This is a genomic window from Pedobacter alpinus (genome assembly GCF_042684645.1).
Taxonomy (GTDB): domain Bacteria; phylum Bacteroidota; class Bacteroidia; order Sphingobacteriales; family Sphingobacteriaceae; genus Pseudopedobacter; species Pseudopedobacter alpinus.
In genome coordinates this window covers 28,072-43,588 of sequence record NZ_JBHULV010000028.1, presented here as the reverse complement: position 1 = coordinate 43,588, position 15,517 = coordinate 28,072, and the positions used below count along the sequence as shown (strand labels likewise).

The following is a 15,517-nucleotide window of genomic DNA, read 5'->3' as shown; positions in this document are numbered from 1 at the left end:
ATAAAAAAAATTTAAAATCAAAATGAAAAATGTTACCCTTAAAGAGTTAGCTGCAAAACTAGGCGTTTCTGTATCTACAGTTTCCAGAGCATTAACAGATAGTTACGAGATTAATGTCGAAACTAAAAAGAGGGTGCAAAAATTAGCAAAAGAGTTAAATTATCAACCCAATCCTTTCGCAGCTTTTTTAAGAAAGCATGTAAGTAAAACCATTGCATTAATCATCCCCGAAATATCGAACAACTTTTTTACATTAGTAATTAAGGGAGTTGAAACCATTTGCCAAGAAAAAGATTATTACGTATTAATTTACGAAACACATGAAGACTATTTAAAAGAAGTTAGAATTGTTAATCACTTAATTGGTGGCAGGGTTGATGGCTTTTTAATTTCTGTAAACTCTGGTAGTGATAATGTTGACCATTTAAAAGAAGTTTTAAACAGGGATGTTAAAATGGTGATGTTTGATAGGGTTGTGGATGATTTTAATGTTTCTAAAGTTTACAGTAACGATTACGAGAGTGGTTTTGATGGGATGAGCCATTTGGTTAATAGAGGCTGTAAAAGGATACTTTTTTTAAGAGCTGGTGATAATTTATCGACCATGCAAAAGCGAGAGAAAGCTTATTTCGATGTTTTAGAAAAGCATGGTTTACCCATTGACCATAGTTTAATTAAATCTTTTGTGCCTTCTAAAGAAGTTGATTTAGATGATTTAACCAAATTTATTTTGGATAAAAAACCCGATGCCATTTTTTGCACCATTGAGCGTTTAGCTATAGCTTGTTATGATATTTGTAATAATTTGGGCTTAAACATTCCAAACGATATTAAAATTATCACTTTTTCTTGCTTAAATGTTGCTCGTTTGTTAAACCCATCCTTATCAACCATTTCGCAACCAGCTTTTGAAATTGGTAAAACTGCCGCCAAACTTTTGATTGATGAGATTGAAGGTAAAAAAGAACAAAAAGAAATTGTTGAGGTTGTTTTGGCATCTACAATTAATAAAAGAGACTCTACCAAAAGACATCTTTAGCCCAAAACTTCCAAAATAGCCTTAACTTTTAATAAACATTCTTCATATTCATTTTCGGGAATGGCGTAATAAGTAATTGCGCTACCAACCTGGAAAGAAAGGTATTTGTTAGTTTGGTTATACAAAATGGTTCTAATAATTACGTTAAAATCAAAATCTCCATCTGGCGAAAAATAACCAACTGCACCAGAATACATTCCCCTTTTTGTACGCTCAAATTGCTCCATTAATTCCATGGCTCTAATTTTTGGTGCACCCGTCATACTGCCCATCGGGAAAGTGTTTTTTATTACTTCAATACTTTCCAAGTCCTCCTGCTTTTGGCAAACCACGGTTGATATTAAATGATGCACTTGCTTAAAACTATAAACTCCAAAAAGTTCTTCCACTTTTACAGTTCCTTTTTTAGCAGATTTTGTAAGGTCGTTTCTTACTAAATCTACAATCATAACGTTTTCTTGTAGTTCTTTTGGATGTGCTTTTAGCGCATTAATAATTTCTAGATCTTCTGTTACGGTAATTCCTCTTTTTGCAGTTCCTTTTATAGGTTGCGATATTAATTTATCGCCTCTTTTTGCTAAAAACCTTTCGGGAGTTGCAGAAATAATATGCTTATCAAACCATTTAAAGTAGTTAGAAAACGGCGTTGGCGATTGTTTATTTAATTTTTGATAAGTGTAAAGCGGGTTTATAATGCAATTTAAAGCATAAAACTCCATGCAAAAATTAGTTTCGTAAATATTACCTATAGCAATTTCATGTAAAACTTTCTCAACAGTATGTTTATATTGGCTTTTACTAAACCTAGCTTCAATGTTAATTTTAGCAGTATTTTCTTCTTTAGTTAATATGGTTTCTTCTATGTTTTTCCAAATTTCTTTATCGCTTTCGCTGATGATTTCTATTTGCTCGTTTTTAATAATGATAAGGTGTTTAGGAACAAAGAAAAAAGCTTGTGGAAAATCTAAATTATCTAAATTATTAGAATGTAGTTGCTCGGTGTTGTTCTTTAAATCGTAACTAAAACCTCCAAAAATCCAATTTTGAGGGTATTTTGTTTTAAATTCCTGTATGCTCTCAAAATTACTTACTTCGGTTTTAGCTATAAAATCTACGGCAATAGCTAAATCAAATTTGCTATAAGCATCTGTATATGAATTAGAGTCTAAAATACAGCAAATATCGAATTCGGCAGCCCATTGTAGTGCCTTCGCTTTAAAATCCTTTATTCCCTTTATTGGTATTACCATATTTACTGCGAAATTAGAATAAGCTTTTTACATTTTAAATGATGTATAAGCTTTTATTTTAGGTTTTGTTTGGTATGTTATGATTTTGCATTGAAAATGAGTTATGAAAACCCTGAAATAGGTTTCTTCTTTTGCTATATTATCTCTTGGTCTTTGTGGTTAAACTTTTGCGTAAACGCCATCCTAATTTTATGCATTTGCTAAGTCAATTTTTCTGCTTAAATAAAGGTAACCAAATATAGTTTTACCTATAAATTAAAACTAAAAAAGTTAGTAAGTATAATAAAAAACTAAATAAATTAGTTTTTATATTTGTATAATATTTTAGAAAAAAGAGATGCAGAAACAAATTACACATATAGATTTAGATTCCTTTTTTGTATCGGTAGAATGCAGGGCGAACCCTAAATTATTAGGTTTTCCGGTGGCTATTGGCGGTTCTAGTGAACGTGGAGTTGTTGCTTCTTGCAGTTACGAGGCTCGTAAATTTGGAGTGCATTCTGCCATGCCTGGTAAATTAGCTAAACAACTTTGCCCCGAATTAATTTTTCTCCGTGGCGATTATGATAGTTATTCAAAAGCATCTCATGAGGTTACTCAAATTATAGAAGAAGCAGTTCCGCTATTCGAAAAAACATCTATAGATGAGTTTTATATGGACATGACAGGGATGGATCAGTTTTTTGGAACTTTAAAGTACGCTAAAGAATTGCGGGAGAAAATTATCAAAGAAACACAACTGCCAATTTCTTTTGGTTTATCTAAAAATAAAACAGTTTCTAAAGTAGCTACAGGCTTGGCAAAACCCAACGGCTATAAACATGTAATTTACGGAGACGAAAAAACTTTTCTCGCACCTTTATCTGTAAAAAAAATACCCATGATTGGCGAAAAAACCGCCGAAAACCTGCGTAAAATGGGGGTGCATAAAATTTTTACCTTACAACAAATGCCGCAAGAATTCCTGGTTTCTGCTTTTGGGAAACAAGGCAATATGATGTGGGAAAAGGCCAACGGGATAGATAATAGCGGCATTACACCTTATGTAGATAGAAAGTCTTTGAGTAGTGAAGAAACTTTTGAAAAAGACACTATGGACATTGCTATGATTGATGCTTTATTGGTTTCTATGACAGAAGATTTATGCTTTAAAATGCGAAAAGAGAACTTTTTAGCAGGTTGTGTGAGTATTAAAATTAGGTATTCAGATTTCAATACCCATAGTCAGCAAATTAAAGTACCATACACTTCTGCAGATCATTTGCTAATTCCACAGGTGAAAGCACTATTTGCAAAACTATATCATCGCCGTATGCTAATTAGATTGGTAGGAGTAAGGTTGAGCAATTTGGTACGTGGGCATTATCAAATCCATTTATTTAATGATAGCGAAACGCAAATCCATTTATACCAAGCTATGGATTATATTAATAAACGGTTTGGGAATAAATCTGTTCATAGAGCCATTAGTACAGGTGTTAATACCCGAGATTTTAATCCTTTTAATGGTAAAAAAAGTTAATAGGTATGTATTTAAACTGCCATACTTGGTTTAGCTTTTTATACGGCACATTAAGTCCAAAAGCTTTGATGCAAGTATTGGAGCGTTACGGTGTAGAGCGTTTTGTAGTGTCGGATATTAATAATACTTCGGGTTGTTTAGAAATGGTTAGGGTAACGGAGAATACGCCGTTTTCTCCAATTTTAGGAGTGGATTTTAGAAATCAACTAAAACAAAAATTTGTAGGCATAGCCAAAAATCATAATGGATTTGAAAAACTAAACAGACTACTTTCTACTCATTTAAAAGAAGAAAAGCCTTTTTCAAGTAAATGTGAAATTAGAGAAGATGTTTTTATCCTTTATCCTTTTAAAAAAGATAAAGTTTATGATTTAGATGAAAACGAATTTATAGGTGTTAATTTTAAAGATTTGCGCTATTTGGCATTGGGTAAATATGCTGAATACTTCTCTAAAATGGTGATTCTACATCCGGTTAGTTTTTTTAACCGTAAAAATTTTGAATTGCATAAGCTATTAAGGGGCATTGCAGAAAACACCATTTTATCTAAAATTACACCTGATGATTTAGGTAGTGCAGATGAGGTTTTATTAGATGAATCTGATTTTATGGATGCTTATGGCGCTTATCCACAAATTATTGAAAACACAGCTAACCTATTAAATGCTTGCGAAGTTATTGATTTTGAGTTAGGTAAAAACAAAAATAAATCTGTTTGCAACCCAAATCCTGATAAAGAAATAGCTAAAGAATTAGACTATCAAAAACTGAAAAATTTGGTTTATGAAGGTGCAAAATACAGGTATAAGGATGTAAATAAAGTAGTAACAGACAGAATAAAAAAGGAATTAGACTTGATTAAAAGCGAAAACTACGTTTCTTATTTTTTAATCAATTACGATATCATCTCCTTTGCCCAAAAACAAGGTTTTTATTATATAGGGAGGGGAAGTGGGGCAAATAGTATTGTAGCTTACTGCTTAAAAATTACAGATGTTGATCCTATTGATTTAGACCTGTATTTTGAACGTTTTATTAACGTTTTCCGCAAAACCCCGCCCGATTTTGATATTGATTTTTCTTGGCAAGATAGAGACCAAATTATTCAATATATTTTTGATACTTATGGTTTAGAACATACTTGTTTGCAAGCTACTTACACAACTTTTCAAACCAATTCTATTTACCGCGAATTAGGCAAAGTTTATGGTTTGCCTACCGAAGAGATTGAGGTATTAGCTGAGAAAGCAAAAAAAGGTATTGAGGTATCTAAAAGTGATAAACTTTATAAAGAGATAGAAAAATATGCTCAAAAAATTAAAGATTTCCCTAAAAACTTAAGCATCCATGCCAGTGGTATTTTAATTGCTGACCAACCTATTTATCGTTATACAGCAACTTCGCATCCACCAAAAGGTTTCCCCATTTGCCAGTTTGATATGTACAATGCAGAGGATTTAGGCTTATATAAATTTGATATTTTAAGTCAGCGGGGGCTAGGACACATCAAAGATACTTTAGCTATTGTGAAGCAGAATAGAGGAGTAGAAATTGATATACATGATGTTCCGAAATTTATGAAAGATGAACGGATTGTTAAACATCTGGAAAAAGGAAATTTAGTAGGTTGTTTTTATGTAGAATCGCCAGCTATGCGTATGCTTTTGGCTAAGTTAGCATGTAAAGATTACCTTACATTGGTAGCCGCAAGTTCTATCATTCGGCCAGGTGTAGCACAATCGGGTATGATGCGTGAATATATTTTAAGGCATCATGCGCCAGATAAAGGAAAATCTATTGCTCATCCTGTACTTTGGGATATTATGCCAGACACTTATGGCGTAATGGTTTACCAAGAAGATGTAATTAAAGTAGCTTATCAATTTGCCGGAATGGGTTTAGGAGAGTCAGATGTTTTACGGAGAGGAATGTCTGGTAAATACCGTTCTAGGGAAGAGTTTCAAAAGGTAAAAGAAAAATTCTTTTCAAATTGTGTGCAAAAAGGTCATCCAGAAGCTTTAGCAGTTGAGGTTTGGCGACAAGTAGAATCTTTTGCCGGTTATTCTTTTGCTAAAGGGCATTCAGCATCTTTTGCAGTAGAAAGCTATCAGAGCATGTATTTAAAAGCACACTTTCCTTTAGATTTTATGGTGGGTGTAATTAATAATTTTGGCGGCTTTTACCGTACAGGTTTGTATGTTCAGGAAGCTAAAAAGGCAGGTGCTAAACTAGAAGCGCCCTGTTTAAACAGAAGTGATTTGCTTACTACTATTACTGGAGATACCATTTTTTTAGGTTTCATACATATTAAAGGTTTAGAATCTAATATGCTACAATATGCATTATGTAGTAGGAAAAATAACGGTGAATTTTTAAGTATAAACGATTTTGTAGATAGGATAGCAATAGGATTAGAGCAGTTAATTATTTTAATACGGATTGGCGCCTTTAGATTTACCAATAAATCTAAGCAAGCTTTACTTTGGGATGCTCATTTTTTAATGAATAAAAAGCCTGTAAAAGCAATGCAAAACAAGTTGTTTAATTACAGCACTAAAACCGATTTTGAAATGCCAAATTTGTATTACGATGTGAGAAATGATATGCTAGACGAATTGGAATTAATGGATTTTACGCTTTCTTCTCCATTTGATTTATTGAAATGCCAAAACAGAATAGGTATAAAAGCAAGTGAAATACCTCTGTATTTAGGCAAACAGATTGAAATTATAGGCCAGTTGGTAACTACAAAATATGTTAAAACTAGAAGTGGATTGACCATGTTTTTCGGAACTTTTTTAGATGAAGCAGGAAATTGGATAGATACCGTTTTGTTTCCTAACATTGCCGCTCAATTTAATTTTAAAGGTTATGGATGTTATTTGATAAAAGGAAAAGTAACTAAAGAGTTTGATTTTTTTACTGTAGAAGTTTTGGAAATTGAAAAATTGGGTTGGTGGAATGCACAAGATGATATTGTTTAAAAATTTATAGAAAATATTTTCATTTCAAAAAGAAAAATATTACATTTGGGTATGAAAAATTATGAGATACAAGAAGATAGCCTAAATGTAGTAGAGGAGATGCTAGTGCCTTATCAAACCTACTTTGAATCTCCGGTAAATAGGCTGCAAGTTATTAAAGGCGGTTTATCTTCAAAGTCGTTAAATGATTTGTTATTGATTAGTGGTTCTACCCGTTTTGATATGGCTAAAAATTTAGATTTAACAGAACCAACTTTACGTAAGCATTTAGGTAATCCAAAAGAGCTAAGTACTAGTTTAAGTGAGCATGTTTTGTTTTTATTAGAGCTTTATGATAAAGGCATTGATACCTTTGGTTCAATAGATAACTTCAAAAACTGGTTGCCTCAACACAATATTGGTATCGGTGCTAAACCAAGTGATTTATTAGATTCTATTACAGGTATTAACATTGTTATTAATGAGTTAAACCGTATAGATCACGGTATTTTAGCTTAATGAATACGTTAATGTAAATAAACATACTTTGTCCTTTTTATTTATTGCTTTAAGCTTTTTGTCTTAAGCGTTCCGCTTTTAATATGCTTGTTTACAGAATTACACAAACCAAGTTTGCGAACTCACTTGTAGCTCCAGGATTTGCTGGGCGTTGGAATAGCGAAGGCGAAGGAATGATTTATACCGGAGGTTCTGCATCACTTTCTTGCTTAGAAGTTTTGGCGCATAAAAGCGGTGCGGCTTTAAACTCAGGAAAGTTTTCAATGGCTGTAATTAGTTTTGATGATAGCCTCTTAGTTGAAGAAATTAAATTAGAAAAGCTGCAAAAGCTAAATAAAGAATGGTTTAAGGTTTTGCATTATCCAATTACCCAAAAATTAGGTAATGAATGGCTTTTTAATCAGAATTCAGCAGTTTTAAAAGTGCCATCTGCCATAGTAGATAGAGAATATAACTATTTGTTGAACCCACAACATCCAGATTTTTCTAAAATTAAGGTTTTAGATGTTAAGCCATTTGATTTTGACACGAGGTTGAAAATGGATGTTTAGAAAAGGCTAAGGCAAAATGCAGAAAGCTAAAAGCTAATCTGCCAAATGGAAAATAGTAAGATTAATTTTGAAGGAATTGATATTTAACTTTGATCTGCTTCAAAATAATAAAAACCTAAACAATTATGCAATGCTTATATTTGCAGCCAAATGAAATTTAGTAAATACCACATTGTACCCGAATTAAAAAAGAGTTTAGACGATTTAGGCTTTAAAAAACCTACTGATATTCAGTTTAAATCTATTCCACAAATATTATCGGGACAAGACATTTTAGCCATTGCACAAACAGGAACAGGTAAAACTGCCGCTTTTGCAATTCCGCTAATTAGCATGTTGCAACAAAACAAACACCGCGAGCCAGAGCAAAATGTAAAAGCAGTGGTAATGGTGCCTACCCGAGAATTAGCCATGCAAATTGAGCAAGTTTTTAAAGAATTAGGTCAATATACAGATGTGGAAACGATTTCTTTAATTGGCGGTGTTGATATTGAACCTCAGGTTGAAAAGCTGAGAAGAGGAGTTGATGTTTTAATTGCAACACCCGGTAGAATTTCTGATTTGGTACATAAAGGGCATTTAAATCTTAAAAAAATAGATTTCTTGGTTTTGGATGAAGCCGATCACATGTTGAATAAGGGTTTTTATAACGATATTAAACACATATTACAATTTCTACCTCGTAGAAGACAAACCTTATTTTTCTCAGCAACTATTGACGAAAACATTAAAGACTTAGCTTACGCTTTGGTAAGTAAGCCGGTAAGAATTCAGATTTCTCCTAAAGATCCGGTTTCTAAAAATGTAGATCATGCGGTGGCTTATGTGGCAATGGACGATAAGCGTTTCTTTTTAGAGCGAATTGTAAAAGAGCATCCCGACCAAAAAATATTGGTTTTTGTGCGTACAAAAGTGCGGGCAGAACGTGTTTTTAAAGCTATGGAACGTGTAAATATTGTTACTGCAACTTTACATGGCGATAAGGAGCAAGAGGATAGATTTAAAGTTTTGGATGATTTTAGAGAAGGTAGGGTTAAAATTTTAGTGGCTACAGATGTAAGTGCCCGTGGTTTGGATGTCAAAGGCGTTGAGTATGTAATAAATTACGATTTGCCAGATGTTGCAGAAAACTACGTTCACCGTGTGGGCCGTACAGGTAGGGGAAACAATCGCGGTACTGCTATTTCTTTTTGTAGTGAAGAAGAAAAACCAATTTTAGAAGAAATTGAGACTTATTTAACACAACCTATTAAGTTAATGAGCATTAAAAAAACGGAATACGAAGAAACTTTAGCCATTTCAGAAGGGCATCAAAATGATTGGCAATCGCTAATTAATGAAAACGAAGCTATGTCTAAACAAAAGAAAAAGAAACGTAAATAATTTTTTATTTTTGATTATCAGGTTCTTAAGCATAAATATGAATTCTTGTTTAAGATTCTGTTAAAAAATGATACCTTTGTGCTGGGTTAGTCTTCTACGACCAGCTCCTTCTGAACTCCCCCAGGGTGGGAACGCAGCAAGGGTAAGAAGTTGTAGCGGTGCGATAGAAGTTGCTAGCCCATTTTTTTTCTTTTCTCTTTCAAAATAAATATCAAACTTTTCTCCCAACAATTAAGTCTAGTCCATTTGGTTTTTTTTATAGCACAATTGTTTTATTGAGATTCATTTTTGAAATAATAACATCATTTTAATAAAGAAACTGATATATTTGGGCTTTTAAATCGACATGGTAAGTTTTTCTTTAAAAGTCATTCGATTAATATAATTTAAACAACCAAAAATTAAAATAATATGAAATTTTTTATTGATACCGCAAACTTGGCTCAAATTAAAGAAGCACAAGATTTAGGTGTATTGGATGGTGTTACTACCAACCCAAGTTTAATGGCAAAAGAAGGTATTTCTGGAGATGAGAAAGTGTTGCAACACTACAGAGATATTTGTGCTATAGTTGATGATAATGTAAGTGCTGAGGTTATTTCTACAGATTTTGAAGGAATGATTAAAGAAGGTGATGCTTTAGCCGCACTTGATGATAAAATTGTAGTTAAAATTCCGATGGTTAAAGACGGAATTAAGGCGCTTAAATACTTTAGCGATAAAGGAATTAGAACTAATTGTACATTGATTTTTTCTGCTGGACAAGCTTTATTAGCTGCAAAAGCAGGTGCAACTTATGTTTCTCCTTTTTTAGGCAGATTAGATGATATAGGAGCAGATAGCTTTGGTTTAATTGAAGATATCCGTTTAATTTTTGACAACTATGGTTATGAGACTCAGATTTTAGCTGCTTCTATACGTAATTCTGTTCATATTGTAGAGTGTGCAAAAATCGGTGCAGATGTGATGACAGGGCCATTAAGTTCAATCTTAGGATTATTGAAACACCCATTAACTGATAGCGGATTGGCTCAGTTTTTAGCAGATCATGCTAAAGCAGCTGGCAAATAATTATTAGCTAGAATTTTAAAAACCTCCCTAGAAGGAGGTTTTTTTATGCCTTTAAAATGGTTTTTCTGCGTTAAGCTTATGATGAGTAATGTACGATACAATTAAAATAGCCATAGCGACTATCGGAAATAACTGATTCCCTATTACAAAACCATCAATTGCCCAATGGCTAACAAAAGCAGCAATAAAATCTATTGCAAAACCTGCATAAGCCCATTCTTTTACTCTTTTAGGTATTTGAGGTACAATTAAAGTAATTGCCCCCAACACTTTAAAAACTGTAAGCATTACTCCAAAGTATGCAGGATAACCTAAATGCCTAATCCCTTCTTTTGCCATTTCAGTTTGAGATGTTAATGCAGGCATTACACCTTCTAATAAAAAGATGAGTGTGGTACTTACCCAGAATAAAATTTTTGTTTTTTTCATGTTCATAAATTTAGGGTGGTTAATCTATAGTGATTCAACGTGTTTTTTGAAATTATTTAAAATAGCCTGCCAACCAGTTTTTTGCAAATCAATTGGATTTTCATTTTCTGGTTCAAAGTCTTCTATAACCTTTACGCCACCGTTTTCTTCTGTAAAAGTCACCTTCATTTTTCTGCCATCGCCTAATATGGTTTCAATTAGTTTAGATTCTTCAATATTGGTATGTGTTCCCCAAAAATCAAAACTAAAGCTACCGTCTTTTGCTGCCATGGTATAAGAAAATTTGCCATCTTTTCTTAAATCGTTTTCAGCTTTTGGGCAATGCCAATCGTTAGAAGCGAAGTTCCATTTTATGATGTGCTCTGGGTTAGTCCAAGCATCCCAAACTTTATTTAATTGATTGCTTACAATTGTTTCTACTGTTATCATATTAGTCTTTTTTATATTCAAAAAATGTAGTTAGATTGATATGGCTAACCGACTAAAATTTTAAAATTAATTCAAAAATCACTGAACTTTTCTTTAAAATTAAGAATATTAATATAACAAGAGCAATTTTTTTATCTAAAAAAATCTATTTAAAGACAAGGGAATATACAAGAGGTGTTAGAGTATAGTGTTTTGCAAAGTATTTAAAAATTGCTGGAAAGGGTGCTAAAAAGTAACAGATATAATGAGTTACCCAGATGTTTAAGGCTTTAGAGTTATTTTATATTAACTTAAAGATGTAAGATTAGATAAATATCGACAGAAACATTTTAAAGCCTGATTTTGAAACAATCGTTTAAAAAATCAGCATTAATGCATAATGCTGATTTTTTGAGTATAAACATTATTATTAAATTTTATTGATAGAATATAGCTTCCGTTTTGGTGATTTTTCACATTAATGCTATCCGTGTATTTACCTATAAAATTGTTTTCTTTAGTATTATAAACCACTTGCCCTAAGCTGTTTATTAAACTTATGTTTAAATTACTTCTATTATTAACTTCAAAAGCTAAATTAAGTAAATCATTAGCGGGTACAGGGAACGCTTTTAATCCTATTTCTTCACCATCAGATGGTTTAATACTTGAAATTACATAGTTAAAATTATCAGAGCGAGAAATACAGCCAGAAGAATTAATTGCATTAACGCTATACAAGCCAGAACTTACTGCTATGTGAGTTTGATTTGTTGCACCATCAATTGAATTTCCATTTAAAAACCATTGATACTGAAAAGCAGGGGTAGATGTTAGTGTGTTACCCATTTGGTTAATTAAAGGTTTACCTAAAGTTACTGCTTGTCTCGTATTTGTTGGACATCCTAAAGCTTTAAAAAGCATGTTATAGAAATAGTAATAAGCATTTGTTATATTTCCGGTAGTTGCCGAATTAGCGCCAGTTAAACTTATAATTCCGTTTCCCAAATTGATTGGAATATTATTTACACCAACATTACTTCTAAAAATTGTTGCTCCGTTAAAACTTATACCAATATAATAAGTACCCGCTGCCGGAAATTCTAAGCCAATTTTATAAACCTTACCAGGATCATTAGGGTCGTCATCAATTAAATTGGTTACAGTAGATACATCTACGGTTGTTTTTGTTCTTTCTACATTAATTGTTTGTGAGCTTAAAACAACTCCACTTAAAGTTTCGACAGTAAAAGTAAGCTGACCACTTTTGCTTACATACAATAAAGCACTATCTAAAACCATTGGAGCTTTAACCGTAATAATAGGTTTGGGCCCAAAATTACCTGAATACTGGCCACCACTATATTGATTTTTATTAACGGCTCCAAAATAACTTCTAAAGCTATTTAAACCAGCATAATAAGTGTTGGAGATTGGAGCAGTGTTGGTGTAAACGTTGTTTCCAATTTCTAAGGGCACTGCTGAGTTTGCTGATGCGTACCAATATATGAAACCATCACCAGAACCATTTAGCTGGTAATAATCCGCAGCATTATCACAAACAGAAGCATTTAAATTAACTGCATTTTGTGGTGTTGAGGTAGTAAAACTTTTTGTAGTTGCATCGTTTACATCCTTAATATCATTACCTAAAGCAGTTTTAACAGTAATAATGTAATTTGTGGCGTTTTGTAAATTTAACAAAACAGCATTAAAAGTGTAATTCAATTCGTAATTTGGCAAAATAGTGCCATTAAAATTCTCTGTAATTGTTTGTATTACAGTATTATTACTACTTAAAGTAAAAGTTATTGGAATATTAGAAATACTAGCTCCTCCAAAGTTTTTTAATCTTACGGAAAACTTTTTTGGGGTGGTAGGGCATAAATTTTCTAATTCACTATTTATGGCTATAACTCCAACATCAGTTGTTGATTTTATAAAATTAATTTTATAATCTTGAGTTTCTCCTTTTACATAACTACCACATGGTATTATCGAGTTTGGGTTGGTAGTTTCATTTAAAACAATTCTTAAAATTGATGAGTTACCAGAAATAACATTTGCTGGAACTGTAATATTGCCTGTAAAAATTCCATTTTGATTAAAAACAGAAGATTTTGCTAACGATTCCCCTTCGTCATTAAAATCTCCATCACTATTCCAGTCGGCATAAATTGCAGCAATTTTATCTTCATTTGCACCACAAGTTCCTAAATTTATAGTAAATGGATAGCTTTTACCTGCCTCTAACTCTGTACTTAAATCTGTGAAATTTGTATAGCTTCGGCAAGAACTTGCTACGGTATTGTTAATACTTCCTAATTGTACTTGTTCAATTCTTGAATCGGCTGTAGAATTTGCAGCAGATGTACAATAAACCACGCCACCAACTCCTGAGGCAATTATTGAATAATTTTGAGGGCCTTTTGTTAGCGTCCCTTTATGCGAAACTCTTAAGGTATAGGTTTGACCCGGTACAGCATTTGGAATTGATATTTGTTCTACATTGTCAACAATATTATCTGCATTAGTTGCTGCGTTTGCAGGAATTAAAGGGTTTAATTTCCAAGGAAAAAACGTTGTAACACCCTGTATTAACCTTAAATCTAAGTCATTTACCAATTTAGGGGTTCTATCATTAATTGTTCCGCTTGTAACTACCTTACCTTCGGGGTCTGTCCAACAAATAGTAACCTTTAGTGGCCCATAACCAGAACTTGTAATTTGTAAATTGTAAATCTCACCCTGAGATAATGTTCTTTCTGTAATTATGCTTTTATTACCTCTAAGTTTGATGATATTTGCTGCATTCTCTATATTTAACAATCCCCATCCATAAATATAATCAGGGCCTAAAGCCGAACCTGCTTCATTAGCTGTATTAATTATTAAACCCTTTAAAGTAGCTGAGCGCATAAAGGAGCCAGTATTTAACTGCGAATAATATTCCTGCAATAACAATATTGAACCACTTACATTTGGAGCAGACATAGAAGTGCCTGATAATGTTGAGTATGATCTTGTATCAGAACTATTTGTAGAAGTTAAACTTACGCCATTAGCAACAATATCTGGTTTAATTCTTCCATCATCTGTTGGCCCCCAGCTGCTAAAGCTAGATATTTGAATGTCAGTTGGGTTGTTTGAGCCAAATGGCAAACCGTTAACCGCACCAACTGTTAATATATTTTTCGCATTACTAGTAGTTGATAAAATATCGTAACCATTATTATTACTAATATTTGTTGGTCTTGGTCCTTTGCTAACAAAAGTTGAACTGCTAGTGCTTTCATAACCATAGTATTCTGTACCAACAGTAGGACCGTTTTGATTCCTATTGTTTCCTGCTGATTTAACAATTAAATAAAAAGGTGCGTTGTAGCTAATTAAATCCCAATTTTTTGCAGTATTATCATAAAAACCAAATTTGTAATCTTCTGTACTTTCCGGGTAACCATAATATTCCCATCGGGGAGGTGTTACATCAGAGTTATAATCCCAACCAGCAATAAAGCCGTAAGAGTGATTTGAAACCAACATACCCTGCGAAGCAGCTAAAGTCATTTCGGTATCGTCTTTATTAAAATCATAAGCATAAAGTTTCTTTAAACCCCATGCCATTCCTCTAGCTATTGGGTTAACACCGGTAGCAACCAAAGTACCTGCAACATGGGTTGCATGTGAGCTTAAACTTTCGGGTAAATCAATTTGTTCAATTCTACCAGATGCAAATTCTTGGTGGTTTATTAAAATACTACCACCATCCCAAATCCCCATTTTACCAGATATATTATTGCTAGATCCGCTTAAACTTAAACCTAAGCTACCTCCATTATAAATACTATTGGTATTGGTTGTACCCGCAGCTATGGTATTATTATACGTTGTTAAATATAACGGAAAACCAAAATCATCAACACCTTGTAATGATATAATTGTTCCATCCTTATATTCTTTAAAAATAATCCAATTGTTTTTTCTTGCTAATGCAAAAGCTTTTTGTTTGTTCTCTGTATTTTTAGTACTTAACTCAGAAGATAAAAGTGTTAAATTATCAAACTGTTTTTTTGTTACTAAAACTTGTTTTTCTTGGGCGTAAGAAACTTTAGTAGCTAAAACAGTTAAACAAATGGTTATAAGTTTTTTAAACATATAATTTTAAGAGATGTGAAACTATAAACGAATTAAAACAAATTATAGTTTTAGTAAAAATACCCAAATTTTTTATGAAATAAATGTAATTTATATAGTGCAATTACAAATAACTTTCAAGCATTTAATAATTATTTAAACCCTATTCTTGATTCAAATGAATTATGGAATTGTGTTGAAAAATAATTGGCTACCTAAAGATTAACATCAAAATTGTTTCATCATAT

Annotated in this window: 11 protein-coding genes and 1 other RNA gene; 8 read left to right on the top strand and 4 right to left on the bottom strand. The window is 32.5% G+C overall.

Annotated elements, in window-relative coordinates; genetic code table 11:
* The first annotated feature begins 22 nt into the window (after positions 1-22).
* Positions 23-1,039, top strand: coding sequence for a LacI family DNA-binding transcriptional regulator (locus ACFSSE_RS09050; RefSeq protein WP_379043430.1), 1,017 nt, complete (start codon positions 23-25; stop codon positions 1,037-1,039).
* Here ACFSSE_RS09050 and ACFSSE_RS09045 read toward each other — a convergent pair.
* Entirely contained in the window at positions 1,036-2,289 is a 1,254-nt protein-coding gene (locus ACFSSE_RS09045; protein WP_379043427.1) for an anthranilate synthase component I family protein, read from the bottom strand. The genes ACFSSE_RS09050 and ACFSSE_RS09045 overlap by 4 nt on opposite strands.
* A 337-nt stretch (positions 2,290-2,626) precedes the next feature.
* Between ACFSSE_RS09045 and dinB the strand changes: the two genes are divergently transcribed.
* The 7 genes from dinB to fsa all read left to right on the top strand — a co-directional run bounded on the left by dinB (position 2,627) and on the right by fsa (position 10,298).
* The gene (gene dinB, locus ACFSSE_RS09040; protein ID WP_379043424.1) at positions 2,627-3,811 is read left to right on the top strand and encodes a DNA polymerase IV; all 1,185 of its coding nucleotides are present in this window, start codon (positions 2,627-2,629) and stop codon (positions 3,809-3,811) included.
* Between the two features lie 5 nt (positions 3,812-3,816).
* Positions 3,817-6,795: a DNA polymerase III subunit alpha gene (locus tag ACFSSE_RS09035; protein WP_379043421.1), complete on the top strand. Its 2,979-nt coding sequence runs from the start codon at positions 3,817-3,819 to the stop codon at positions 6,793-6,795.
* Between the two features lie 51 nt (positions 6,796-6,846).
* Positions 6,847-7,293 carry an antitoxin Xre/MbcA/ParS toxin-binding domain-containing protein gene (locus tag ACFSSE_RS09030; RefSeq protein ID WP_379043418.1) on the top strand — a complete coding sequence of 149 codons (447 nt, stop codon included), beginning with the start codon at positions 6,847-6,849 and terminating at the stop codon, positions 7,291-7,293.
* Between the two features lie 83 nt (positions 7,294-7,376).
* Positions 7,377-7,844 (top strand): RES family NAD+ phosphorylase, encoded by a 468-nt coding sequence (locus ACFSSE_RS09025; RefSeq protein ID WP_379043415.1) that lies wholly within the window; start codon positions 7,377-7,379, stop codon positions 7,842-7,844.
* 150 nt (positions 7,845-7,994) lie between these two features.
* The gene (locus tag ACFSSE_RS09020; protein WP_379043412.1) at positions 7,995-9,227 is read left to right on the top strand and encodes a DEAD/DEAH box helicase; all 1,233 of its coding nucleotides are present in this window, start codon (positions 7,995-7,997) and stop codon (positions 9,225-9,227) included.
* 83 nt (positions 9,228-9,310) lie between these two features.
* Positions 9,311-9,409: signal recognition particle sRNA small type (gene ffs / locus ACFSSE_RS09015), an RNA gene on the top strand.
* A 229-nt stretch (positions 9,410-9,638) separates the two neighbouring features.
* Positions 9,639-10,298 (top strand): fructose-6-phosphate aldolase, encoded by a 660-nt coding sequence (fsa, locus tag ACFSSE_RS09010; RefSeq protein WP_379043409.1) that lies wholly within the window; start codon positions 9,639-9,641, stop codon positions 10,296-10,298.
* Between the two features lie 51 nt (positions 10,299-10,349).
* Here the strand turns inward: fsa and ACFSSE_RS09005 are convergent, their stop codons facing one another.
* The 3 genes from ACFSSE_RS09005 to ACFSSE_RS08995 form a co-directional block, all read right to left on the bottom strand.
* A complete protein-coding gene (locus ACFSSE_RS09005; protein WP_379043406.1) occupies positions 10,350-10,727 on the bottom strand; it encodes a DoxX family protein in 378 nt (125 codons plus the stop codon).
* Positions 10,728-10,751: 24 nt separating this feature from the next.
* A complete protein-coding gene (locus ACFSSE_RS09000; protein ID WP_379043404.1) occupies positions 10,752-11,156 on the bottom strand; it encodes an SRPBCC family protein in 405 nt (134 codons plus the stop codon).
* A 369-nt stretch (positions 11,157-11,525) separates the two neighbouring features.
* On the bottom strand, positions 11,526-15,290 hold the full coding sequence (locus ACFSSE_RS08995; protein ID WP_379043401.1) for a S8 family serine peptidase: 3,765 nt from the start codon (positions 15,288-15,290) through the stop codon (positions 11,526-11,528).
* Between the last annotated feature and the right edge of the window lie 227 nt (positions 15,291-15,517).

Bases quoted from the DNA above. Each gene is read 5' to 3' on its own strand.
- ACFSSE_RS09030 (WP_379043418.1), top strand. From the start codon at position 6,847: ATGAAAAATTATGAGATACAAGAAGATAGCCTAAATGTAGTAGAGGAG.
- fsa (WP_379043409.1), top strand. From the start codon at position 9,639: ATGAAATTTTTTATTGATACCGCAAACTTGGCTCAAATTAAAGAAGCA.
- ACFSSE_RS09025 (WP_379043415.1), top strand. From the start codon at position 7,377: ATGCTTGTTTACAGAATTACACAAACCAAGTTTGCGAACTCACTTGTA.
- ACFSSE_RS09005 (WP_379043406.1), bottom strand. From the start codon at position 10,727: ATGAAAAAAACAAAAATTTTATTCTGGGTAAGTACCACACTCATCTTT.
- ACFSSE_RS09050 (WP_379043430.1), top strand. From the start codon at position 23: ATGAAAAATGTTACCCTTAAAGAGTTAGCTGCAAAACTAGGCGTTTCT.
- ACFSSE_RS09035 (WP_379043421.1), top strand. From the start codon at position 3,817: ATGTATTTAAACTGCCATACTTGGTTTAGCTTTTTATACGGCACATTA.
- dinB (WP_379043424.1), top strand. From the start codon at position 2,627: ATGCAGAAACAAATTACACATATAGATTTAGATTCCTTTTTTGTATCG.
- ACFSSE_RS09045 (WP_379043427.1), bottom strand. From the start codon at position 2,289: ATGGTAATACCAATAAAGGGAATAAAGGATTTTAAAGCGAAGGCACTA.
- ACFSSE_RS09000 (WP_379043404.1), bottom strand. From the start codon at position 11,156: ATGATAACAGTAGAAACAATTGTAAGCAATCAATTAAATAAAGTTTGG.
- ACFSSE_RS09020 (WP_379043412.1), top strand. From the start codon at position 7,995: ATGAAATTTAGTAAATACCACATTGTACCCGAATTAAAAAAGAGTTTA.
- ACFSSE_RS08995 (WP_379043401.1), bottom strand. From the start codon at position 15,290: ATGTTTAAAAAACTTATAACCATTTGTTTAACTGTTTTAGCTACTAAA.